At 70.7% G+C, this 18209-nt stretch carries 16 protein-coding genes and 1 pseudogene; 11 read left to right on the plus strand and 6 right to left on the minus strand.

The annotated features are described in order from the left end of the window. Nucleotides 1-594: 594 nt before the first annotated feature. The 3 genes and pseudogenes from K7472_RS13605 to K7472_RS13615 form a co-directional block, all read right to left on the minus strand. A pseudogene (locus tag K7472_RS13605) lies at nt 595-1434 on the minus strand (helix-turn-helix domain-containing protein); the annotation flags it as partial. Nucleotides 1435-1455: 21 nt separating this feature from the next. Then, complete coding sequence (locus K7472_RS13610) at nt 1456-1971, minus strand: DUF6879 family protein (RefSeq protein WP_222977548.1); 516 nt, start codon at nt 1969-1971, stop codon at nt 1456-1458. Next, on the minus strand, nt 1943-2197 hold the full coding sequence (locus K7472_RS13615; protein ID WP_222977550.1) for a hypothetical protein: 255 nt from the start codon (nt 2195-2197) through the stop codon (nt 1943-1945). The genes K7472_RS13610 and K7472_RS13615 overlap by 29 nt, the downstream gene beginning before the upstream one ends. Before the next feature lie 189 nt (nt 2198-2386). Here K7472_RS13615 and K7472_RS13620 point away from each other — a divergent pair, with 189 nt between their 5' ends. The 3 genes from K7472_RS13620 (at nt 2387) to K7472_RS13625 (ending at nt 3840) form a co-directional block, all read left to right on the plus strand. Then, nucleotides 2387-2587: a hypothetical protein gene (locus tag K7472_RS13620; RefSeq protein ID WP_252395584.1), complete on the plus strand. Its 201-nt coding sequence runs from the start codon at nt 2387-2389 to the stop codon at nt 2585-2587. Then, on the plus strand, nt 2584-2814 hold the full coding sequence (locus tag K7472_RS33825; protein ID WP_443729196.1) for a DUF7848 domain-containing protein: 231 nt from the start codon (nt 2584-2586) through the stop codon (nt 2812-2814). Before K7472_RS13620 ends, K7472_RS33825 begins: the two co-directional genes overlap by 4 nt. 117 nt (nt 2815-2931) lie before the next feature. Then, nucleotides 2932-3840 carry a radical SAM/SPASM domain-containing protein gene (locus K7472_RS13625; protein ID WP_308013896.1) on the plus strand — a complete coding sequence of 303 codons (909 nt, stop codon included), beginning with the start codon at nt 2932-2934 and terminating at the stop codon, nt 3838-3840. A 564-nt stretch (nt 3841-4404) separates the two neighbouring features. Here the strand turns inward: K7472_RS13625 and K7472_RS13630 are convergent. After that, the gene (locus K7472_RS13630) at nt 4405-7563 is read right to left on the minus strand and encodes a bifunctional cytochrome P450/NADPH--P450 reductase (protein WP_222977556.1); all 3159 of its coding nucleotides are present in this window, start codon (nt 7561-7563) and stop codon (nt 4405-4407) included. A gap of 152 nt (nt 7564-7715) precedes the next feature. Here K7472_RS13630 and K7472_RS13635 point away from each other — a divergent pair, with 152 nt between their 5' ends. After that, a complete protein-coding gene (locus tag K7472_RS13635; protein WP_308013897.1) occupies nt 7716-8429 on the plus strand; it encodes a helix-turn-helix transcriptional regulator in 714 nt (237 codons plus the stop codon). Between the two features lie 92 nt (nt 8430-8521). Here K7472_RS13635 and K7472_RS13640 read toward each other — a convergent pair whose 3' ends face one another. Next, on the minus strand, nt 8522-9076 hold the full coding sequence (locus K7472_RS13640; protein WP_222977565.1) for an isochorismatase family protein: 555 nt from the start codon (nt 9074-9076) through the stop codon (nt 8522-8524). An 84-nt stretch (nt 9077-9160) separates the two neighbouring features. Next, nucleotides 9161-9589: a MarR family winged helix-turn-helix transcriptional regulator gene (locus K7472_RS13645; protein ID WP_372457960.1), complete on the minus strand. Its 429-nt coding sequence runs from the start codon at nt 9587-9589 to the stop codon at nt 9161-9163. A gap of 231 nt (nt 9590-9820) precedes the next feature. On the opposite strand from K7472_RS13645, the gene K7472_RS13650 reads away from it, so the two are divergent. The 7 genes from K7472_RS13650 (at nt 9821) to K7472_RS13680 (ending at nt 18160) form a co-directional block, all read left to right on the plus strand. After that, entirely contained in the window at nt 9821-10663 is an 843-nt protein-coding gene (locus tag K7472_RS13650; protein ID WP_222977567.1) for a nitrilase-related carbon-nitrogen hydrolase, read from the plus strand. A 5-nt stretch (nt 10664-10668) separates the two neighbouring features. Next, nucleotides 10669-12003, plus strand: coding sequence for an aspartate aminotransferase family protein (locus K7472_RS13655; protein ID WP_222977569.1), 1335 nt, complete (start codon nt 10669-10671; stop codon nt 12001-12003). Then, nucleotides 12000-13400, plus strand: coding sequence for a dihydropyrimidinase (gene hydA / locus K7472_RS13660; RefSeq protein WP_222977571.1), 1401 nt, complete (start codon nt 12000-12002; stop codon nt 13398-13400). The genes K7472_RS13655 and hydA overlap by 4 nt, the downstream gene beginning before the upstream one ends. Nucleotides 13401-13486: 86 nt before the next feature. Then, complete coding sequence (locus K7472_RS13665; RefSeq protein WP_222977572.1) at nt 13487-14506, plus strand: TIGR03842 family LLM class F420-dependent oxidoreductase; 1020 nt, start codon at nt 13487-13489, stop codon at nt 14504-14506. Further along, the gene (locus K7472_RS13670; protein ID WP_222977575.1) at nt 14503-16050 is read left to right on the plus strand and encodes an NCS1 family nucleobase:cation symporter-1; all 1548 of its coding nucleotides are present in this window, start codon (nt 14503-14505) and stop codon (nt 16048-16050) included. Before K7472_RS13665 ends, K7472_RS13670 begins: the two co-directional genes overlap by 4 nt. 34 nt (nt 16051-16084) lie before the next feature. After that, nucleotides 16085-17506, plus strand: coding sequence for a phytoene desaturase family protein (locus K7472_RS13675; RefSeq protein ID WP_222977577.1), 1422 nt, complete (start codon nt 16085-16087; stop codon nt 17504-17506). A gap of 153 nt (nt 17507-17659) precedes the next feature. Next, a complete protein-coding gene (locus K7472_RS13680) occupies nt 17660-18160 on the plus strand; it encodes an SCP2 sterol-binding domain-containing protein (RefSeq protein ID WP_222977579.1) in 501 nt (166 codons plus the stop codon). The last annotated feature ends 49 nt before the right edge of the window (nt 18161-18209 follow it).

Genomic DNA, 18209 nt, shown 5'->3' on the forward strand with positions numbered 1-18209 from the left:
GGAATGGGAGATCGATCCGCTACCCCCTGAAGCTGCGCCGCGAACCGTCGTCGTCCAACGCTAGCTGTGCAGCATCCATGAATGAAGATAGACATGCGCGGATTTCTGTGCGGGCATCGAATACCCATGTCCTAGGAGTTTCAAATTCCGCCTCTGCCCTCTCTCGCACTGCTATTCGAAAGTCCACGCATGCGCTCATTAGGCGGTCGGCTGGTAATTTCACGGGCAATGGGCCAGCGAAAACCACTTCAGTCCAGGAAGACCTAATGTCTATGAGCAGCAAATGCAGTTCGTCGTCCTGACCGGCTTCGTCGTCAAGGTATTCCCAGTCAAGTAGAGCGCCCACAGAAGAGACGTACTTCTTATACTTGGCTTCTCGCGGCTCACGCCGAGACCTTCGATGTTCCGCACGTGCAGCAATTTTGGCACCGGTCCTTTGTGCGCGCCCAGATGCTAATGCAGCACCAATTGTTCCCAGAGAGCCCGCCAGTGCGCCGCACACGGCTGCTAATCCTGCGTCCATGGTGCGTGATTATACAGCCCCGTACCCGCCACCTTCCCGGTGGCCGGTGCGGGGCTTTCTGCGTTTGAGCCCACGGCATCAATGGCTGCTGTGATGAGCGAGCGGGCTCCCGCTCCGTAGGCGGCAACTTCCTTCAAGTTCCCAAACGCCTTGAGGTACAGCGCAACGTCACTGGGCTGAGTTTCCTTAATGGCCGCTGACAGGGTTTCCACGTGGACTCGCTGACGGTCAAAGATGGTGAATGTTTCCAGCGGCCACGCGTCCCGGGGTGCCGTGAACGGAATGATGCCCAGCGAGATTGACGGAAGCGCCATGACCGACAGCAGATGACCTAGCTGAGCGGCCATGACTTCGGCGCTGCCAATCTGGTACCGCAACACCGATTCTTCAACCAGCACCGCGAATCGGTGGTCACCTTCGCGGATGACGTGCGATCGGGCCATGCGTGCTGCCACAGCGTCCGACACATCGTCTGGCGTACCGCGAAACTGTGCAATGGAAGTCAGCAATGCGGTTGCATAGCCAGGAGTCTGGAAGAAGCCGGGCACCACGTTGGAACAGTAGACGTGAAATTGCCGGGTCTGTTCGTAGAGAGGGGCGCCGGATTCCTGTAGCCGCCTCAGCCCTGTCCGCTGTAGCCGCTTCCACTGGACGTACATGGAATCTGCCTGCCGGTTGGCGGCAATCAAGTCATCAGCTTGTTCCGACGCGCCGCACGCTGTGCACCAAGCCCTTATGTCTGCGTCGCTCGGTGGAGTTTTGGCGTGCTCAATGCGCGATGACTTGGACTCGCTCCACCCGCACCGGACAGCCAACTCACGCCCCGTGATTCCTGCGTCAAGCCTCATTTCCCGCAACCGACCGGCTACGGCTTCCCTGGCTTCTTGGGCTTTGGACGAAGGAGATGACATAAGTTGGCTGTCCGGTTGCGCTCAGATGGTGTATTTGCTGTGTGGGGTGGCTCGCTGCCAGATGGTCTCAAATGCCGAAGCGCAGAGTTTTAGCGTCTCGGCATCAGTGTTGAGTTCGTCTATGACATGACTTCCATCCCCCGCGAAGTGATGCACGCGGAGTAGGTTGCCATCGAAGAGCCAGAAGTCACTTGCGGGCACCAGGAATCCCGTTGCCTGACTCCGTGGAAGCCATCGGACTTCTTCCCCGGCGGCAACGTTGCCTTGTGTCGCGTCGTACTCCCAGCGGATGTATTCGCTGACAGGCTCCGACACCACACGCGCCCGCCGAATGACCACGCCCCGGGCAACAGCGTCCGCAATGGTTTGGTGGAACGGGTGCCACCACGATTCGCGGTCATTCCAGTCAACGCGCTCACCGCGCTGCCATGCTTCTAGCCGGGGATTGGTGCCGTAGTCATCCCGCATCTCCAAATGAACGGCAGATTCGCGGGTGTTGGCCAGTAGCTCACTGAACGGCGGAACGCTCGACTGCATCGCACGCTTTCCGGATCATCGGCACCATGCGCGCCGGAATCCTGATGACTTCTTCGCTGTCCGGGATCGATCCGTTGGCCGGAGTATTCGCCTCACAGGCCGTGCGGAGTTCAGGACTGGCCTTCCAGCCCTGCAATACCAGTTCTCCCACCTCTTCGTCGGCCCAGACGGTGGGGCAGTGGTCGTGATCGGTGTTCGGGTCAATCCCGACGAACCGTAGCGCCATGTCAGCCTCATTCCGTGCGTGGTTTGCCTGAACTTGCACAGCCATCCTCCCGCTACAGCGTGGACAGTCAAGACCGCCTGCCATGGATCGGCGTGCAAGTTCGTGCAAACCTGTGGAGCGTGGCCCGTTCCCGGTCGTTGACTGCTCATCCGACGACGGATGACAGGGAAGCGATGTAGGGGGTTGGACGTGAGCGGGACGAAGACCTACCCGGGCGATCCGGTTGAACTGCCGTTGCGGCAGGACCAGTTGGAGCCGACGCCCGTTGAGGGCTGCCTCGGGTGTACGGAACTTGCCAACGTGCGTGACCGTGCCCGCGCTGGTGGTGACATGACCACCGTGACCGACTGCAACGTCTACATGCGGCGGCACCCGGAAGGCCACCAGTGAGCACGCGCGCTGTCTATCGGTTCGTGAACCACACCATCGGACACGAACCAGCGGGCGGGGTTACCGCTGAGCTGTTCTGCATGACTGCCGACTGTGGAGCGTCTTCCGGTCTCCAGGGTGAGCCTGTAGCAGCGCAGACGTGGGCGCTGAACCACACCGGCCGGACCGGGCATGACCTCTTCCGCCGAGAGTTCACCGACCATGCGCGGGTGACCCGGGACGGGTAGGCCGTCCCGGAAGCGTCCACCGACTAGTTTTTCGTCCCCGGCGGATGAGCTTGAACCACTGGGATTCCCGCCGGGGACGGGAAGGCAAGTAACCACCACAGAGTTGGGAGTCTGAGGGTGAATGCTGCCCAAAACGCTTTGAAATTCGCGTGGTTAGAGGTCACGGGACTGTGTAACGAGTTCTGCGATCACTGCTACGCGGACTCGTCACCGAAGGGAACGCACGGCACCATGACCGTGCAGGACTGGGCGCGGGTGATCGACCAGCTTTCGGGCATGGGCGCGCTTGATGTCCAGTTCATCGGCGGAGAGCCGACGCTGTACCTGCACCTTCCGGAGCTGATCCGGTACGCGCACGGTTCCGGGTTGTCCGTAGAGGTCTTCTCGAACATGACCCACATTCGCCCGGAGCTGTGGGAGACGTTCACTGAATGCGGAGTCAAACTCGCCACGTCGTACTACTCGGACACGGCCGAGGAACACGACAGCGTGACCAGGCTCCGGGGTTCGCACAAGAAGACTCGGGCGAACGTTGAGAAGGCGCTCAGCCTCAATATCCCGCTTCGCGGCGGGGTGGTGGCCGTGCAGGAAGGTCAGCGGGTACAAGAGGCTGCACGGGACCTTTCCGCGCTGGGAGTCGGCACCGTTGGCGGAGACCGGACCCGGGCATTCGGCCGTGCGAGCAAGGGCGCTGCCCCGACCATCGGTGACCTGTGCGGGCACTGCGCACACGAGAAATGCGCCATCGGGCCGACCGGTGACGTGTGGCCGTGCGTGCTGGGCCGGTTCCTCACCATCGGTAACGTGGTGGACGCGCCCCTTTCCGAAATCTGGGGAGGAGCGGCCATGGCCGAAGTGCTGGCCGACATCACGGCCGTGCACGGGGAAGGGGCGCAGTCCTGCACGCCCCCGCAATTCCTTCCCATGTGCGGACCGTGCGGGCCCTGCGTCCCGTCCGTGGGGCACTGCGACCCGAGAGAGGCGGACGCCGGGACGGGTCCGGCTACGATCGGTGCACCCGCTTAACCGCTGAGATCACCAGGAGTTCACCAATGGAAGATCACGGGGACGACTTCGGCCGGTGGGACGCAGACGGGAACGCCAACGCCATACAGCGGACCGAAGAGGACTGGGCCAGGACCGCGGGCTATATCCGGCACGCCGCGAACAAGGTCGGGCCGACGCTGCCCCTGTGCCTTCCTGGTGAACCTGACGAGTGCGGCCGGAGTGCGCAACAGCACGTCTTGGCGTGGTCGGCTCACCTCAAGGCCGTGGCCCATCACCTGATCGAACAGTCAGCGCCCAGTGAGGCACGGGCGGCACACGTGGCCGGACCGCTCTACCAGCGCCGCCTAACTGAGCTTCGGTCCCAAAGCGCTCCCGTGCACGCTCAGCGCTGACCAGCACACCACCAGCGGCCCCGTCCGTGCGTCGTACCCCCGTGGCGCATGGGCGGGGCCTCTCGCTGCCTGACCAGGGGTTTCCTCAGGGGTCAGACGGAACCGGTGGCGGTCAGCTAGTCTGTGGACCCTTAAGCCGCACACTCGCCCGCGGCCGACGAGACCACCGACGAAGCGGCGAAGCCCGCCCTCAGCCCGCCGCGTACACGTCCTCGACGTAACGGCCTTGCGCGACAAGGGAGTCGAGCCACGCGGCGGGGTCCCCGCCGTCCGTCGCGCACTCCGCGTGCACCTGGGTGAACGCCTTCCGCACGCCGGGCGCCAGCCGGGTCGCGTCGCCGCAGACGTAGACCACCGCGCCCGCCTCCAGCAACTCCCACACCTCGCGCGCCTCCGCGGCGACGCGGTGCTGGACGTAGCGCCGCCCGTCGCGCGGCGCGTGCGAGAACGCCGGGCGCAGGCCGACCGCGCCGGTCTCCTCGGCCGCCCGCAGCTCGTCGCCGTGCAGCAGGTCGACGTCCGGGTGGTCGCAGCCGAAGTACAGCAGCGCGGGCGGCAGTTGGCTTCCGGCGGCGCGCAGCGCGACCCGGTCGGCGACGGCACCGCGGAACGGCGCGAGACCGGTCCCCGCCGCCACCATGATCGCCGGGACGTCGGTCCTGACGCGGAACGCCTCGCGGCACGGCGCCACCCTCGCGAACACCGTGTCGCCCGCGCGCACCCGGTTCAGCCACGCGGACCCGGCGCCCTCGTACGTCCCTTCGCCCGACCGGTGCGGTGCCCGCAGCAGCGACACCATGAGGTCGACGTGGCGGGGCGAGCCGGCGGGGGAGGAGGAGACCGAGTAGTGACGCGGCCGCAGCGCGGGCAGCAGTTCCAGCACCGTCGGCCAGTCCAGGGCGCCGACGAGCGCCGGGTGCCGCTCGATCAGGTCCAGCACGCTGTCCGGCCCCGGCTGACGCTCCTTCAGGGCGAGCCGCTCCGGCGGGCACGGGTTGTGGTCGGCCAGTACGGCGATCTGCTCGGCGGTCGCCGGTGCCGTCAACTCCAGGTGATGCGTGAGGAGTTCGCGTACCGACAGCGGACGGTCCACCGGCAGCGCGCCGCGTGACGGGCGGTGCGCGTGGACGGAGAGCACCGCGTCCGGGTCGGCGCCGAGCAGGCGCGCGGCCCGCTCCACGCCGTCCGGGTCGTTGACCGGCAGGACGGCCAGGTGGTCGCCGGTGCGATACGTGACACCCTCGGGCAGCGCGAGCCGGACGAACCGCTTCGAGCGGCCCAACGGGTGTGCCATGTCGACCAGTTCACGACTCTCGACGACCGTCATCGGAACGACCTCGTGCCGTCGCGCCAGCGCGTCGAGCGGTCCGCCGGACAGGACGGCGACCGTGTGCGGGGGACCGGAGACCGACTCGCCCGTGGTCCCCGCGTTGTCGCGGTCCCCGTACCGGGCCAGCAGCGCGTGCCGCAGGGCCGTGGCGAACCGCCGCACCCCGCCCGCCAGGTCGCCGCCCGCGTCCGCCTCGCCCCTGGGCAGTAGCCGTTCGCCGCCGAGGGCCGCCAGGCGGTCGTCGACGAGCGTGGGCACGCGCTGGTAGGTGGCGGCCCAGTTGCGGTCGCCGACGCCCAGCACCGCGTACCGCACGCCGTCCGCCGCTGCGTGCTCGCCCTCCAGCCAGGAGACGAACGCTGCCGCGTCGTCCGTGGGCCGCCCGTTGTAGGAGGCGGCGACGATGACGACGGGGGAGGTGCGCGGCAGCGTGCCGTCCGCGTACGCGTCGAGCGGTGCCACGCTCACCTCGCACCCCAACTCCGTTCCCAGGTCGGCGAGTTGTCCGGCGAGCTCCCGGCAGGAGCCGAGGTTGGAGCCGTGCAGGACGGTCAGCTCGGTCCCCGGCACGACGCGCGTCGCCAGGGCTGTGGCCTCGTCGGGCACGGATACGGAATCAGCAGGCCCCGAAGCGGTCGCGCGCTCGGTGCGGCGGGCGAGCTCCAGGGTGAAGCCCTCCGGCTTGAAGGTGAGCGTCTCGCGGATGAGCAGCTGGTAGCCGGTGTGGTCGAGGAAGCGGTAGCGGTGGATCAGCAGCCCCAGCAGCATCACCGCCTCGTGCAGCGCGAACTGCCGCCCGATGCAGGCCCGTTCACCCGTGCCGAACGGCTTGAAGGCGTGCGGGGGCAGCGCCGCCTCCCGCTCCGGCGCGAAGCGGTCCGGGTCGAACAGCTCGACGTTGTCGCCCCACACCGGGTCGCGGTGCAGCATCGGCGTCAGCACGAACGCGGTGTCCCCGGCGCGCATCGTCAGCCTGCCGCCGCCCAGTTCGGTGTCCGCCCTGGCCGTGCGCCCGAAGACGGCCGCCGTCGGCCACAGCCGCAGCGCCTCGCACAGCACCTGCCGTACGTACGTCAGCCGCCCCACGTCCTCGAACGCGGGCTCCGGGTCGGCCGCGTCGCCCCACAGCGCGTCCACCTCGTCCCGTGCCCGGCGCAGCACCGCCGGGTTCTTCAGCAGGTGGTACAGCGCGAAGGACAGCGCGCCCGACGTCGTCTCGTGGCCCGCGATGAGGAAGGTGATGACCTGGTTGCGGATGTTGGCCGGATCCAGCGTCTCGCCGGAGACCCGGTGCGGTGCCTGGAGCATCAGCCCCAGCAGGTCGTCGGTGCCCGTCTCGCCGCTCGCCCGCCGGGCGTCGATCACCTCGTCCACCACCCCGGCCAGGTAGTCGGCGTCCGCGCGGAACGCCGCGTCCTGCGCCGGGTGGTCCAGTCCGTCGTCCGGGCGGCGGGCCAGCAGACCCTGGGTGTGCGCGAGGCAGCGCACCATCGCCGCGACGAACGGGTGCTCCTCGTCGCGCCCGAACGAGCCGAAGTCGTAGCCGAATCCGGCCAGCCCGATGGTGTCCAGCGTCATCCGCGTCATGTCCTCGGCCACCTCGACCGGGCGGCCGTCCGCCAGTGCCGCGTCCCACGAGGCGATCAGGCGCCGGGCGACCCGTAGCATCGTCGGGTGGTAGGTGCGCAGGGAACCCATCGCGAAGGCGGGCAGCAGGATGTCGTGCGCCTTCGCCCAGTTCGGTTCGTCGTTGTACGCGGTGAACAGCCCGTCCCCGGCGAACTCCCTGACGTGTTCGAGCGCCGGGCCGACCGCCTTGGCGAACCGCTCCTCGTCGGCGAGTTCGGTCACCAGGTCCAGCGAGCAGGCGAAGAGCGCGTCGCGTTCGCCGTACCGCCGCACGAACAGCGGCCCGTGCTCCCTGGCCAGGTCCATCGTGCGCTGGAGCGGACGTGTCCCCAGGCCGTCACGGGTCATGTCGGCCACCGGGATCGCGGTCCGGTCGGCACTGCGCGTCATGGGGGCTCCCTCCCTGGGACGGCGTGCTGATGGGTGACCAGCGATCCGCCGTCCCTTCCACGATGGCGAACACCGGAAGCGGCCAGGACCCGGCGACTGCACGTTCGTGTAGTGGGCGGACGCCGCCGGGGGCTGGACAGGACCCGTGCGATGTGGCGGGCGGGCCGGTGACCGGGGCGGCGGGCCCGACGGGGGACGACGCGGGCGGGTCGGCGGCGCACTGGCGGCGGGAGGCGGCCGCCTGGCACAACCGCTTCATCATGCTGCTCGACCGCTCGCCGGTGCCGATCGCGATCGCCGACACCGAGGGCGTGATCTCGGGCGTCAATCCGCCGTTCGCCGCCTTGTGGGGACTGCGGCCGGGGCAGTTGCGCGAGCGCAGGCTGCTGGACCTGTTCGACCCGCAGGACCACGACCGGCTGCGACGGCTGGCCGAGGCGCTGCGCACCGGCCGCCGTTCCCGCTACCACCTGCCGGTGCGCTGGCAGGGCACCGGCGGCACGCCCGGCACCGGTCAGCTCACCGTCGAGCCGGTCGGCGGTGACACGCAGAACGCCCCGGCGCTGCTGGTGACGCTGCGCGAGGAGGAGCCGCCCCGCGCGTTACCCGGTCCGCCGCCCGGCATGGACCTGGGTGAACGGGAGGCGGAGGTGGTGGCGCTGGTGGCCTCCGGTGCCACGACGGCCGCGATCGCCCGCGAACTGGACCTCACCGTGGACGGCGTCAACTACCACCTGGGCAGGCTCTCGCGCAGACTCCAGGCGCCCAACCGGGCCGCCCTGGTCGCCCGCGCCTACGTCCTCGGCCTGCTGGACCCGGCCAGCTGGCCACCCCGCGCGCGGGCGCACGAGCCGGAACGGGACTGAGGGGGCGCGGGGGGAAGGGGGCGGCCCCCCGAAAGACGGCGGACGCGTTCCCCACGCGCCCGCCGCCTCCGACACGCGGTCGGCCCGTCCGCTCAGCCCAGCAGCGCGATGATCGCGTCCGTGGTGTCCGTCTCGCCGAGGCGGGGGAGGATCTTCTCGACGCTGACCCGGTGGGTCTCCGGGTCGAGGTCGGTCACCGCGTCGGTCGCGACGGTGACGTTGTAGCCGTGCTCGTACGCGGAGCGCGCGGTGGACTCCACGCCGATGCTGGTCGCGATGCCCGCGACGACCACCTGGGTCACCTCGCGCCCGCGCAGCTCCTCGTCGAGGGCGGTGTGGTGGAACGCGCCCCAGGTCTGCTTGGTCACGGTGATGTCGTCCGGCTGCTGGTCCAGCTCCGGCACCAGCTCCGCCCAGTCGGCCGGGGGCTGACCGCCGGAGTGCGCGCGCTCGGTGCGGCCGGGGGCGCCCCCGGTCACGTTGACCAGCACGACCGGCAGCCCGGCCTTGCGGAACGCGGCGGCGAGCCGCGCGCCGTTGCCCACGACCTGCGCGGCGGGCAGCGGCTGGACCGGGGCGCCGGCGATGCCCTTCTGGAGGTCCACGAGGACGAGCGCGGTACGGGGGTCGAGTCGCGTAGCGGGCATGGGTGCCGCCTTCTTTCTTTCCTGGGTGGTTCGAGCCTGGGTGGTTCCGGCCCGGGGCGTCCGGGCCCGGGTGGTCCGGGGGTGTCAGGACTGGGCCAGTCGCCTCAGCAGGGCGACGGCGTCGGCCAGGGCGCGCTGCTGCGCCTCGGTCAGCTCGGTCTCGATGGCCTCGGTCAGCCAGCCGCGCTTGGCGTCCCGCACCGAGGCGACGCACCGGGCGCCCGCCTCGGTGAGCGACACGACGACCTGACGGCCGTCGCCGGGGTCGGGACGGCGCTCGACCAGCCCTTGTTCCTCCAGCGCGGCGACGGTCAGGCGCATCGACTGGGGCCGCACGTGCTCCGCCCGGGCCAGCGCGGCCGTGGTGGCGTCACCCTCCGCGAGGCGGCCCAGCACGATGCGCTGCGAGGGCGTGAGCCCGCCGTGCGGCGCGGCGGCCCGCATACGCCGGCTGAGCTGCGCGACGACGGTCGCGAGCTCGACGGCGGTGCGTGAGTGATCCGGTCCTGGCACCCCGGCACCGTAAGCGATCGACAGGTGGACTGCCAAGTCGGCCTTGCAAGCCAGCCTGCCGATCCGGCCGCCATCAGCGCCCTCCGGTGAGGGCGACCGGACGAAACGTGATCGTCTTCGTTGAGTAACGACCTACGTATTGCCACAGTGGGTGATGCGCTCTTACCGTCTTTCCCTCGGCGGGTTCTACGTGCGTAGACCCCGCTTGACGTCGCGTCAGAGGAGCTGGTCATGGCCACAGTCGTACGCGCCGCACTCGTCCAGGCCGCCTGGACCGGTGACACCGAATCGATGATCGCCAAGCACGAGGAACACGCCCGTGCGGCGGCCGCGCAGGGCGCGAAGATCATCGGATTCCAGGAGGTCTTCAACGCCCCGTACTTCTGCCAGGTGCAGGAGCCGGAGCACTACCGCTGGGCCGAGCCGGTCCCGGACGGCCCCACCGTCCAGCGCATGCGGGCGCTGGCCCGGGAGACCGGCATGGTGATCGTCGTCCCGGTCTTCGAGATCGAGCAGTCCGGCTTCTACTACAACACCGCCGCCGTCATCGACGCCGACGGCACCGTGCTCGGCACCTACCGCAAGCACCACATCCCGCAGGTCAAGGGCTTCTGGGAGAAGTACTACTTCAAGCCCGGCAACCTCGGCTGGCCGGTCTTCGACACGGCCGTCGGCAAGGTCGGCGTCTACATCTGCTACGACCGGCACTTCCCCGAGGGCTGGCGCGCGCTCGGCCTGGCCGGGGCGCAGATCGTCTACAACCCGTCCGCCACCTCGCGCGGCCTGTCCGCCTACCTGTGGCAGCTGGAGCAGCCCGCGGCGGCCGTCGCCAACGAGTACTTCGTCGCCGCCATCAACCGCGTCGGCCGGGAGGAGTACGGCGACAACGACTTCTACGGCACCTCCTACTTCGTCGACCCGCGCGGGCAGTTCGTCGGGGAGCCGGCCAGCGACACCAAGGAGGAGCTGGTCGTGCGCGACCTCGACCTCGGGCTGATCGACGAGGTCAGGCAGCAGTGGGCGTTCTACCGGGACCGCCGCCCCGACGCCTACGGCGACCTCGTGGAGCCCTGATCGTTATGGCAGCCATGACCGACCCCACGCACTCCGCGCTCCTCGCCCGCCATCGCGCCGTCATGCCGGACTGGCTGGCCACCTACTACCGGGAGCCCCTCGAGATCACCCACGGCGAGGGCCGCCGGGTCTGGGACGCCGAGGGACGCGAGTACCTCGACTTCTTCGGCGGCATCCTCACCACCATGACCGCGCACGCGCTGCCCGAGGTCACCAAGGCGGTCAGCGAGCAGGCGGGCCGCATCCTGCACAGCTCGACCCTCTACCTCAGCCGCACCGCCGTCGAACTCGCCGAGCGCATCGCCGCGTTGTCCGGCATCCCCGACGCCCGGGTCTTCTTCACCACCTCCGGCACCGAGGCCAACGACACGGCGCTGCTGCTCGCCACCACCTTCCGCCGCTCCAACCAGATCGTGGCGCTGCGCAACAGCTACCACGGCCGCTCCTTCACCTCGATCGGCATCACCGGCAACTCCTCCTGGTCGCCCACGAGCCTGTCGCCCCTCCAGACCCTGTACGTGCACGGCGGCATCCGCAGCCGGGGCCCGTTCGCCCACCTGACGGACGCCCAGTTCGTCGCGGCCTGCGTCGAGGACCTGCGCGACGTGCTCGGGCAGGCCAACGGCACCGTCGCCGCGCTGATCGCCGAACCGGTGCAGGGCGTCGGCGGGTTCACCTCGCCGCCGGACGGGCTGCTCGCCGCGTTCCGCGAGGTGCTGGCCGAACGCGGCATCCTGTGGATCACGGACGAGGTGCAGACCGGCTGGGGGCGCACCGGCGACCACTTCTGGGGCTGGCAGGCACACGCGCAGGCCGGCCCGCCGGACATCCTGACCTTCGCCAAGGGCATCGGCAACGGCCTGTCCATGGGCGGTGTCGTCGCCCGCGCCGAGGTGATGAACTGCCTGGACGCCAACTCCCTCTCCACCTTCGGCGGCAGCCCCGTCACCACCGCGGGCGCGCTCGCCAACCTCACCTACCTCGTCGACCACGACCTCCAGGGCAACGCCCGGCGCGTCGGCGGACTGCTGCTCGCCAGGCTCCAGTCGATCGCCGCGGCCAGCCCGGTCGTGCGCGAGGTGCGCGGGCGCGGGCTGATGATCGGCGTCGAGCTGGTCGAACCCGGCACCGACGAGCCGTCGCCCGCGATCGCCACCGCGGTCCTGGAAGCCGCCCGCGAAGGCGGCCTGCTCATCGGCAAGGGCGGCCGCGCGGGCAACGTCCTGCGGATCGCGCCGCCCCTGACGCTCACCGTCGCCGAGGCCGAACGCGGCGCCGCCGTCCTGCAGAGCGCGCTGAGCGAGGCCCACGCCGCCACCACGGAAGGACAGCGCGCATGACCAGCACCCTCATCCGCGGCGGCCTGGTCGTCACCGCCGCCGAGGAGACCCACGCCGACGTCCTGGTCGACCACGGCCGCGTCGTCGCCCTGTTCGCCCGCGACACCGGGACCGACCTCACGCCCAGCGCCGACCGGGTCATCGACGCCACCGGCAAGTACGTCATCCCGGGCGGCGTCGACGCCCACACCCACATGGAGATGCCGTTCGGCGGCACCTACGCCTCCGACACCTTCGAGACCGGCACCCGCGCCGCCGCCTGGGGCGGCACCACCACCATCGTGGACTTCGCCATCCAGGGCGTCGGCAAGTCGCTGCGCGAAGGACTCGACGCCTGGCACGCCAAGGCCGACGGACGCTGCGCCGTCGACTACGGCTTCCACATGATCCTCGCGGACGTCAACGACCGCACGCTCAAGGAGATGGACACCCTCGTGGAGGAGGGCGTCACCTCCTTCAAGCTCTTCATGGCCTACCCCGGCGTCTTCTACAGCGACGACGGCAAGATCCTGCGCGCCATGCAACGCGCCGCCGTCAACGGCGGGTTGATCATGATGCACGCGGAGAACGGCATCGCCATCGACGTCCTCGTCGAACAGGCGCTGGCCGCCGGAAAGACCGACCCCCGCTACCACGGCGAGGTCCGCAAGGCGCTGCTGGAGGCCGAGGCCACCCACCGCGCCATCCAGCTCTCCCGGGTCGCCGGTTCCCCGCTGTACGTCGTCCACGTCTCGGCCACCGAGGCGGTCGAGGAGCTGGCCCGCGCCCGCGACCTCGGCCTGAACGTCTTCGGCGAGACCTGCCCGCAGTACCTGTTCCTGTCCACCGACAACCTCGCCGAGCCCGACTTCGAGGGCGCCAAGTACGTCTGCTCCACGCCGCTGCGCCCGGTCGAGCACCAGGCGGCGCTGTGGCGGGGCCTGCGCACCAACGACCTGTCCGTGGTCTCCACCGACCACTGCCCGTTCTGCTTCACCGGGCAGAAGGACCTGGGCCGCGGCGACTTCTCCCGTATCCCCAACGGCCTGCCCGGCGTGGAGAACCGGATGGACCTGCTCCACCAGGCCGTGGTCGACGGCCACATCACCCGCCGCCGCTGGATCGAGCTGGCCTGCGCCACGCCCGCCCGGATGTTCGGGCTGCACCCGCGCAAGGGCACCATCGCGCCGGGCGCCGACGCCGACATCGTCGTCTACGACCCGCGCACCGAACAGGTCATCTCCGCCGAGACCCACCACATGAACGTCGACTACTCGGCGTACGAGGGCCGCCGGATCACCGGCCGGGTGGAGACCGTCCTGTCGCGCGGTGAACTCGTCATCGAGGGACGGGAGTTCGTCGGCCGCGCGGGCCACGGCCAGTACCAGCCGCGCGGCACCTGTCAGTACCTGCTCTGACCACCGGGTCGCCGCCGCCCCGCGTGATCACGGGGTGGCGGCGAACGGCCGAACCGCTTTCAGGAATCAGAAAGTAGGGCCGACAGATGGACTTCGGACTCGTCCTGCAGACCGATCCGCCCGCCTCCGCCGTCGTCGGACTCATGCGCCGCGCCGAACGCAACGGCTTCCGCTACGGCTGGACCTTCGACTCCGCCGTGCTGTGGCAGGAACCCTTCGTCATCTACAGCCGCATCCTGGAACACACCGACCACCTCGTCGTCGGCCCGATGGTCACCAACCCCGGCACCCGCACCTGGGAGGTGACCGCCTCCACCTTCGCCACCCTCAACGACATGTACGGCAACCGCACCGTCTGCGGCATCGGCCGCGGCGACTCCGCGATGCGCGTCGCGGGCCGCAAGCCCAACACCCTCGCACGGCTGGGCGAGGCGATCGGCGTCATCCGGGACCTGGCCGAGGGCCGCCAGGCGGAGGTCGACGGCAACCGGGTGCGCCTGCCGTGGGTCAGGGACGGCCGACTGCCGGTCTGGATGGCCGCGTACGGGCCCAAAGCCCTCGCGCTCGCCGGGCGCGAGGCGGACGGCTTCATCCTCCAGCTCGCCGACCCCTTCCTCACCGAGTGGATGGTCAAGGCGGTGCGCTCCGCGGCCGAGGAGGCCGGGCGCGACCCGGGCGAGGTGACGATCTGCGTGGCCGCGCCCGCGTACGTCACCGACGGGAGCGACGCGGGGCTGGCGCACGCCCGCGAGCAGTGCCGGTGGTTCGGCGGGATGGTCGGCAACCACGTCGCCGACCTGGTCGGCCGCTACGGCGAGCACTCCGGCATGGTCCCCGACGAGCTGACCGCGTACGTCAAGGACCGGCAGGGGTACGACTACGCGCACCACGGGCGGGCGGGCAACCCCGACACCGCGTTCGTGCCGGACGCCGTGGTCGACCGCTTCTGCCTGATCGGCCCGCCCGAGGCACACGTCGAGAAGTTGCGGGCGCTGCGGGAGCTGGGCGTCGACCAGTTCGCGGTGTACGCCATGCACGACGCCCGCGAGGCGGTCGTCGACGCCTACGGCGAACACGTCATCCCGGCGCTGGGGCAGGGCAGATGACCACGGGGGCGGCGCTCCCGCCCGCCGCCGCCGACGGGCCGCTGGAGCTGTCCGCGGGCGAGGTGCCCGACGACGGCCGCTTCGCCAACGCCGACCTGCGCCCGGTGCCGGTCGCTGAACGCCACTGGACGACCTACAACTTCACCGCGCTGTGGGTCGGCATGGCCCACAACATCCCGTCCTGGACGCTGGCTTCGGGCCTGGTCGCGCTCGGCATGGACTGGAAGCAGTCGGTGCTGACCATCGCGCTGGCCAACCTGATCGTGCTGGTGCCGATGCTGCTGACCGGGCACGCCGGGCCCAAGTACGGCATACCCTTCCCCGTGCTGGCCCGGGCGTCGTTCGGGCTGCGCGGGGCGAACCTGCCGGCGCTGGTGCGGGCCGCCGTGGCCTGCGCGTGGTTCGGCATCCAGACCTGGATCGGCGGCGAGGGCATCTTCTTCCTGGCCGGCAAGCTCTTCGGCCACGGCTGGGCGAACGCCTCCGCCGTCGGCGGCTACCCGTGGACGCAGTGGCTGTCGTTCGGTGTCTTCTGGCTGATCGAACTCGCCATCATCGCCCGGGGGATGGAGACGCTGCGGCGCTTCGAGAACTGGGCCGCGCCCTTCGTCCTCGTCGGCGCGATCGCGCTGCTGATCTGGATCACCGTCAAGGCGGGCGGCCTCGGCCCGCTGCTCGACCAGCCGTCGAAGCTCGGCTGGGGCCACCGCTTCTGGCCGGTCTTCTTCCCCTCCCTGATGGGCATGATCGGCTTCTGGTCCACGCTGTCGCTCAACATCCCCGACTTCACCCGCTTCGGCGCGGGCCAACGGGCCCAGGTGCGCGGGCAGTCGCTGGGCCTGCCGACCACGATGACCGCGTTCGCGCTGCTGTCGGTCCTGGTCACCTCCGGATCGCAGGCGGTCTACGGCAAGCCGGTGTGGGACCCGATCCAGCTCGCCTCCCACCTGTCGAACGCGATGGGCGTGCTGTTCGCGCTGCTGACCGTGCTGATCGCCACCATCAGCTGCAACCTCGCGGCCAACGTCGTCTCGCCCGCCTACGACCTGTCCAACCTCGCGCCGCGCGTCTTCACCTTCCGGGGCGGCGCGCTGCTGACCGGCGTGGTGGGCGTCGTCATCTTCCCCTGGAAGCTGATCTCCTCGCCGCAGGTCTACATCTACACCTGGCTCGGCGTGGTCGGCGGCCTGCTCGGCACGGTCGCGGGCGTCCTGATCGCCGACTACTGGATCGTCCGCCGCACCCGCCTCGACCTCGCGGGCCTCTACCGCCCGGACGGCCCCTACTGGTACCGGGCGGGCTGGAACTGGCGGGCGGTGACCGCGTTCGCCGTCGGCGGCCTGCTGGCGGTCGGCGGCTCGTACTCGGCCCCCGGCACCGGCCCGTTCCCGGCCCACGGCATGATCCCGTTCCTCAAGCCCCTGGCCGACTACGGCTGGGCGGTGGGTCTCGCCTCGGCGCTGCTGCTGTACGCGGGACTCATGCGGGCCCTCCCGCCCGGCCGCCGGGCCGACGTGATCCGGGCGCCGGGCCCGACCGGGTGACGCGGCGGGACACGGCGTCTGGCACCGTGGAGGCGTGGACAGGGATCTTGCGGACGTGATCGTGATCGGGGCCGGGCCCAACGGGCTGACCGCCGCGGTGGAGCTGGCCCGGGCGGGGCTCGGCGTCGAGGTGTACGAGGCGGCCGACGCGGTGGGCGGCGGAGCCCGCACCGAGGAGCTGACCCTGCCCGGCTTCCGGCACGACCCCTGCTCCACCGCGCACCCCTTCGGCGCCGGTTCTCCCGTCTTCAACAGCCTGCCGCTGCGCGAACACGGCCTGGAATGGGCGCACGCCGAGCTGCCGATGGCCCACCCGTTCCCGGACGGCACCGCCGCCGTACTGGCCCGCGACGTCGGTGAGACCGCCGCCTCGCTCGGACCGCGGGACGCGGGCGCGTACCGCAGGCTCGTGGAGCCGTTCACCGGGCGCTGGGACGCGCTGGCGGGCGACGTGCTGCGCCCGCAGTGGGCGGGGCTGCCGCGCCATCCGCTGCTGTTCGCCCGCTTCGGGGCGGTCGGCGGCCTGCCGGTCGCGCTCCTCGCGCGGCGCTTCCGTCACGAGCGGGCGCGCGGCCTGCTCGCCGGCGCCGCCGCCCACCTGGTCGGCCCGATGACCGGACCGGTCACCGCGGGCGGCGCGCTGACCTTCCTGCTCGCCGGGCACGACGGCGGCTGGCCGTTCGCCCGCGGCGGCTCGCAGGCCATCTCCGACGCGCTCGCGAGCCTGCTGCGCGTCCACGGCGGCGTCATCCGCACCGGCGTCACGGTCACCACGCTCGCCGACCTGCCGCCCGCCCGCGCCTACGTCTTCGACACCTCGCCCACCGCGCTCGCCCGGATCGCCGGCCTCGACCGCGCCTACCGGGGCTTCCGTTACGGGCCCGCCACGTTCAAGGTCGACTACGCGCTGGACGGTCCGGTGCCGTGGACCGCGCCGCAGGCCCGCCGCGCCGGGACCGTCCACCTCGGGCCGTCCTACGGCGAGATCGGCGCGGCGATGCGGGCGGTGACCCGGGGACGCGAGCCCGAGGTGCCGTTCGTGCTGACCGCGCAGCCCACGCTCGCCGACCCGAGCCGCGCACCGGAGGGCAAGCACGTCTTCTACGCCTACTGCCACGTGCCCAACGGCTGGCGCGGCGACGCCACCGCCGCGATCGAGGCACAGATCGAGCGCTTCGCCCCCGGCTTCACTGACCGTGTCCTGGCCCGCGCCGTCAGCGGCCCGGCCCGACTCGCCGCCCGCAACGCCAACTACGTGGGCGGCGACGCCCTGTGCGGCTCGACGGCCGGACTGCGCGCGGTGATCCGCCCCGCGCTGCGCAGGGTGCCGTACGCGACGAGCGACCCCGCGGTCTTCCTGTGCTCGCAGGCCACCCCGCCGGGGCCCGGAGTGCACGGGATGTGCGGGCACCACGCGGCGAGGGCGGTACTCAGGGCGCTGGAGCGGGCGCGCTGACGCCGTGGGACCCGCGCCCCGCGGCGCGACCGTATTGTCCTTCTTGGGGGCGTCTTGCGGTGCTCCTGGCGCGGTTCTAGCCATACCCGTGACCTACCCGTCAGTAGTGTCCTCGGGCGTCCGCGCCGTCAGACCTCAGAAAGGGTGCCCGCCATGGTGACCGGCGACCGTTCTGCCCACGTCCCCGGAACCGGCCTGGACACGCTCGACCTCGGGACGCTCGACCTGGGCTCCGTGGAGCCGGCCGAGTTCGCCCGCATCGTCAAGGCGACCCCGGCCCGGCAGACCGCCCGGATCATGGCGGGCCCCCACCGCAGGCGCGTGCTGGACGAGTTGTTCCGGCGGATGGAGACGCTCTTCCGGCCGGACGCGGCGGGCGACCGCGAGGCGCTGGTGCGCTGGCGGATCACCGGCGAGGGCGGCGCGGTCGACACGTACGAGACGCACATCGCGCACCGCCGTTGCGTCGTGACCGCGCACGCCACCGACCGCACGCCCCGGCTGACCCTGACCATGGCCGCGCCGGAACTGCTCCGGCTCGCCTCCGGCAACGCCTCCGGGCCCGCGCTGTACCTGGTGCGCAGGCTGAAGGCGCAGGGCGACCTACGGCTCGCGGGCGGGCTGATGCACTACTTCGACCTGCCGAGGCCGTGAACCGGTTCGCCCCGCGAAGGCCGTGAACCGGCGGCGCGCGTCCGGCACT

This window comes from Streptantibioticus parmotrematis (genome assembly GCF_019890615.1).
In the GTDB taxonomy this organism is placed as follows: Bacteria; Actinomycetota; Actinomycetes; order Streptomycetales; family Streptomycetaceae; genus Streptantibioticus_D; species Streptantibioticus_D parmotrematis.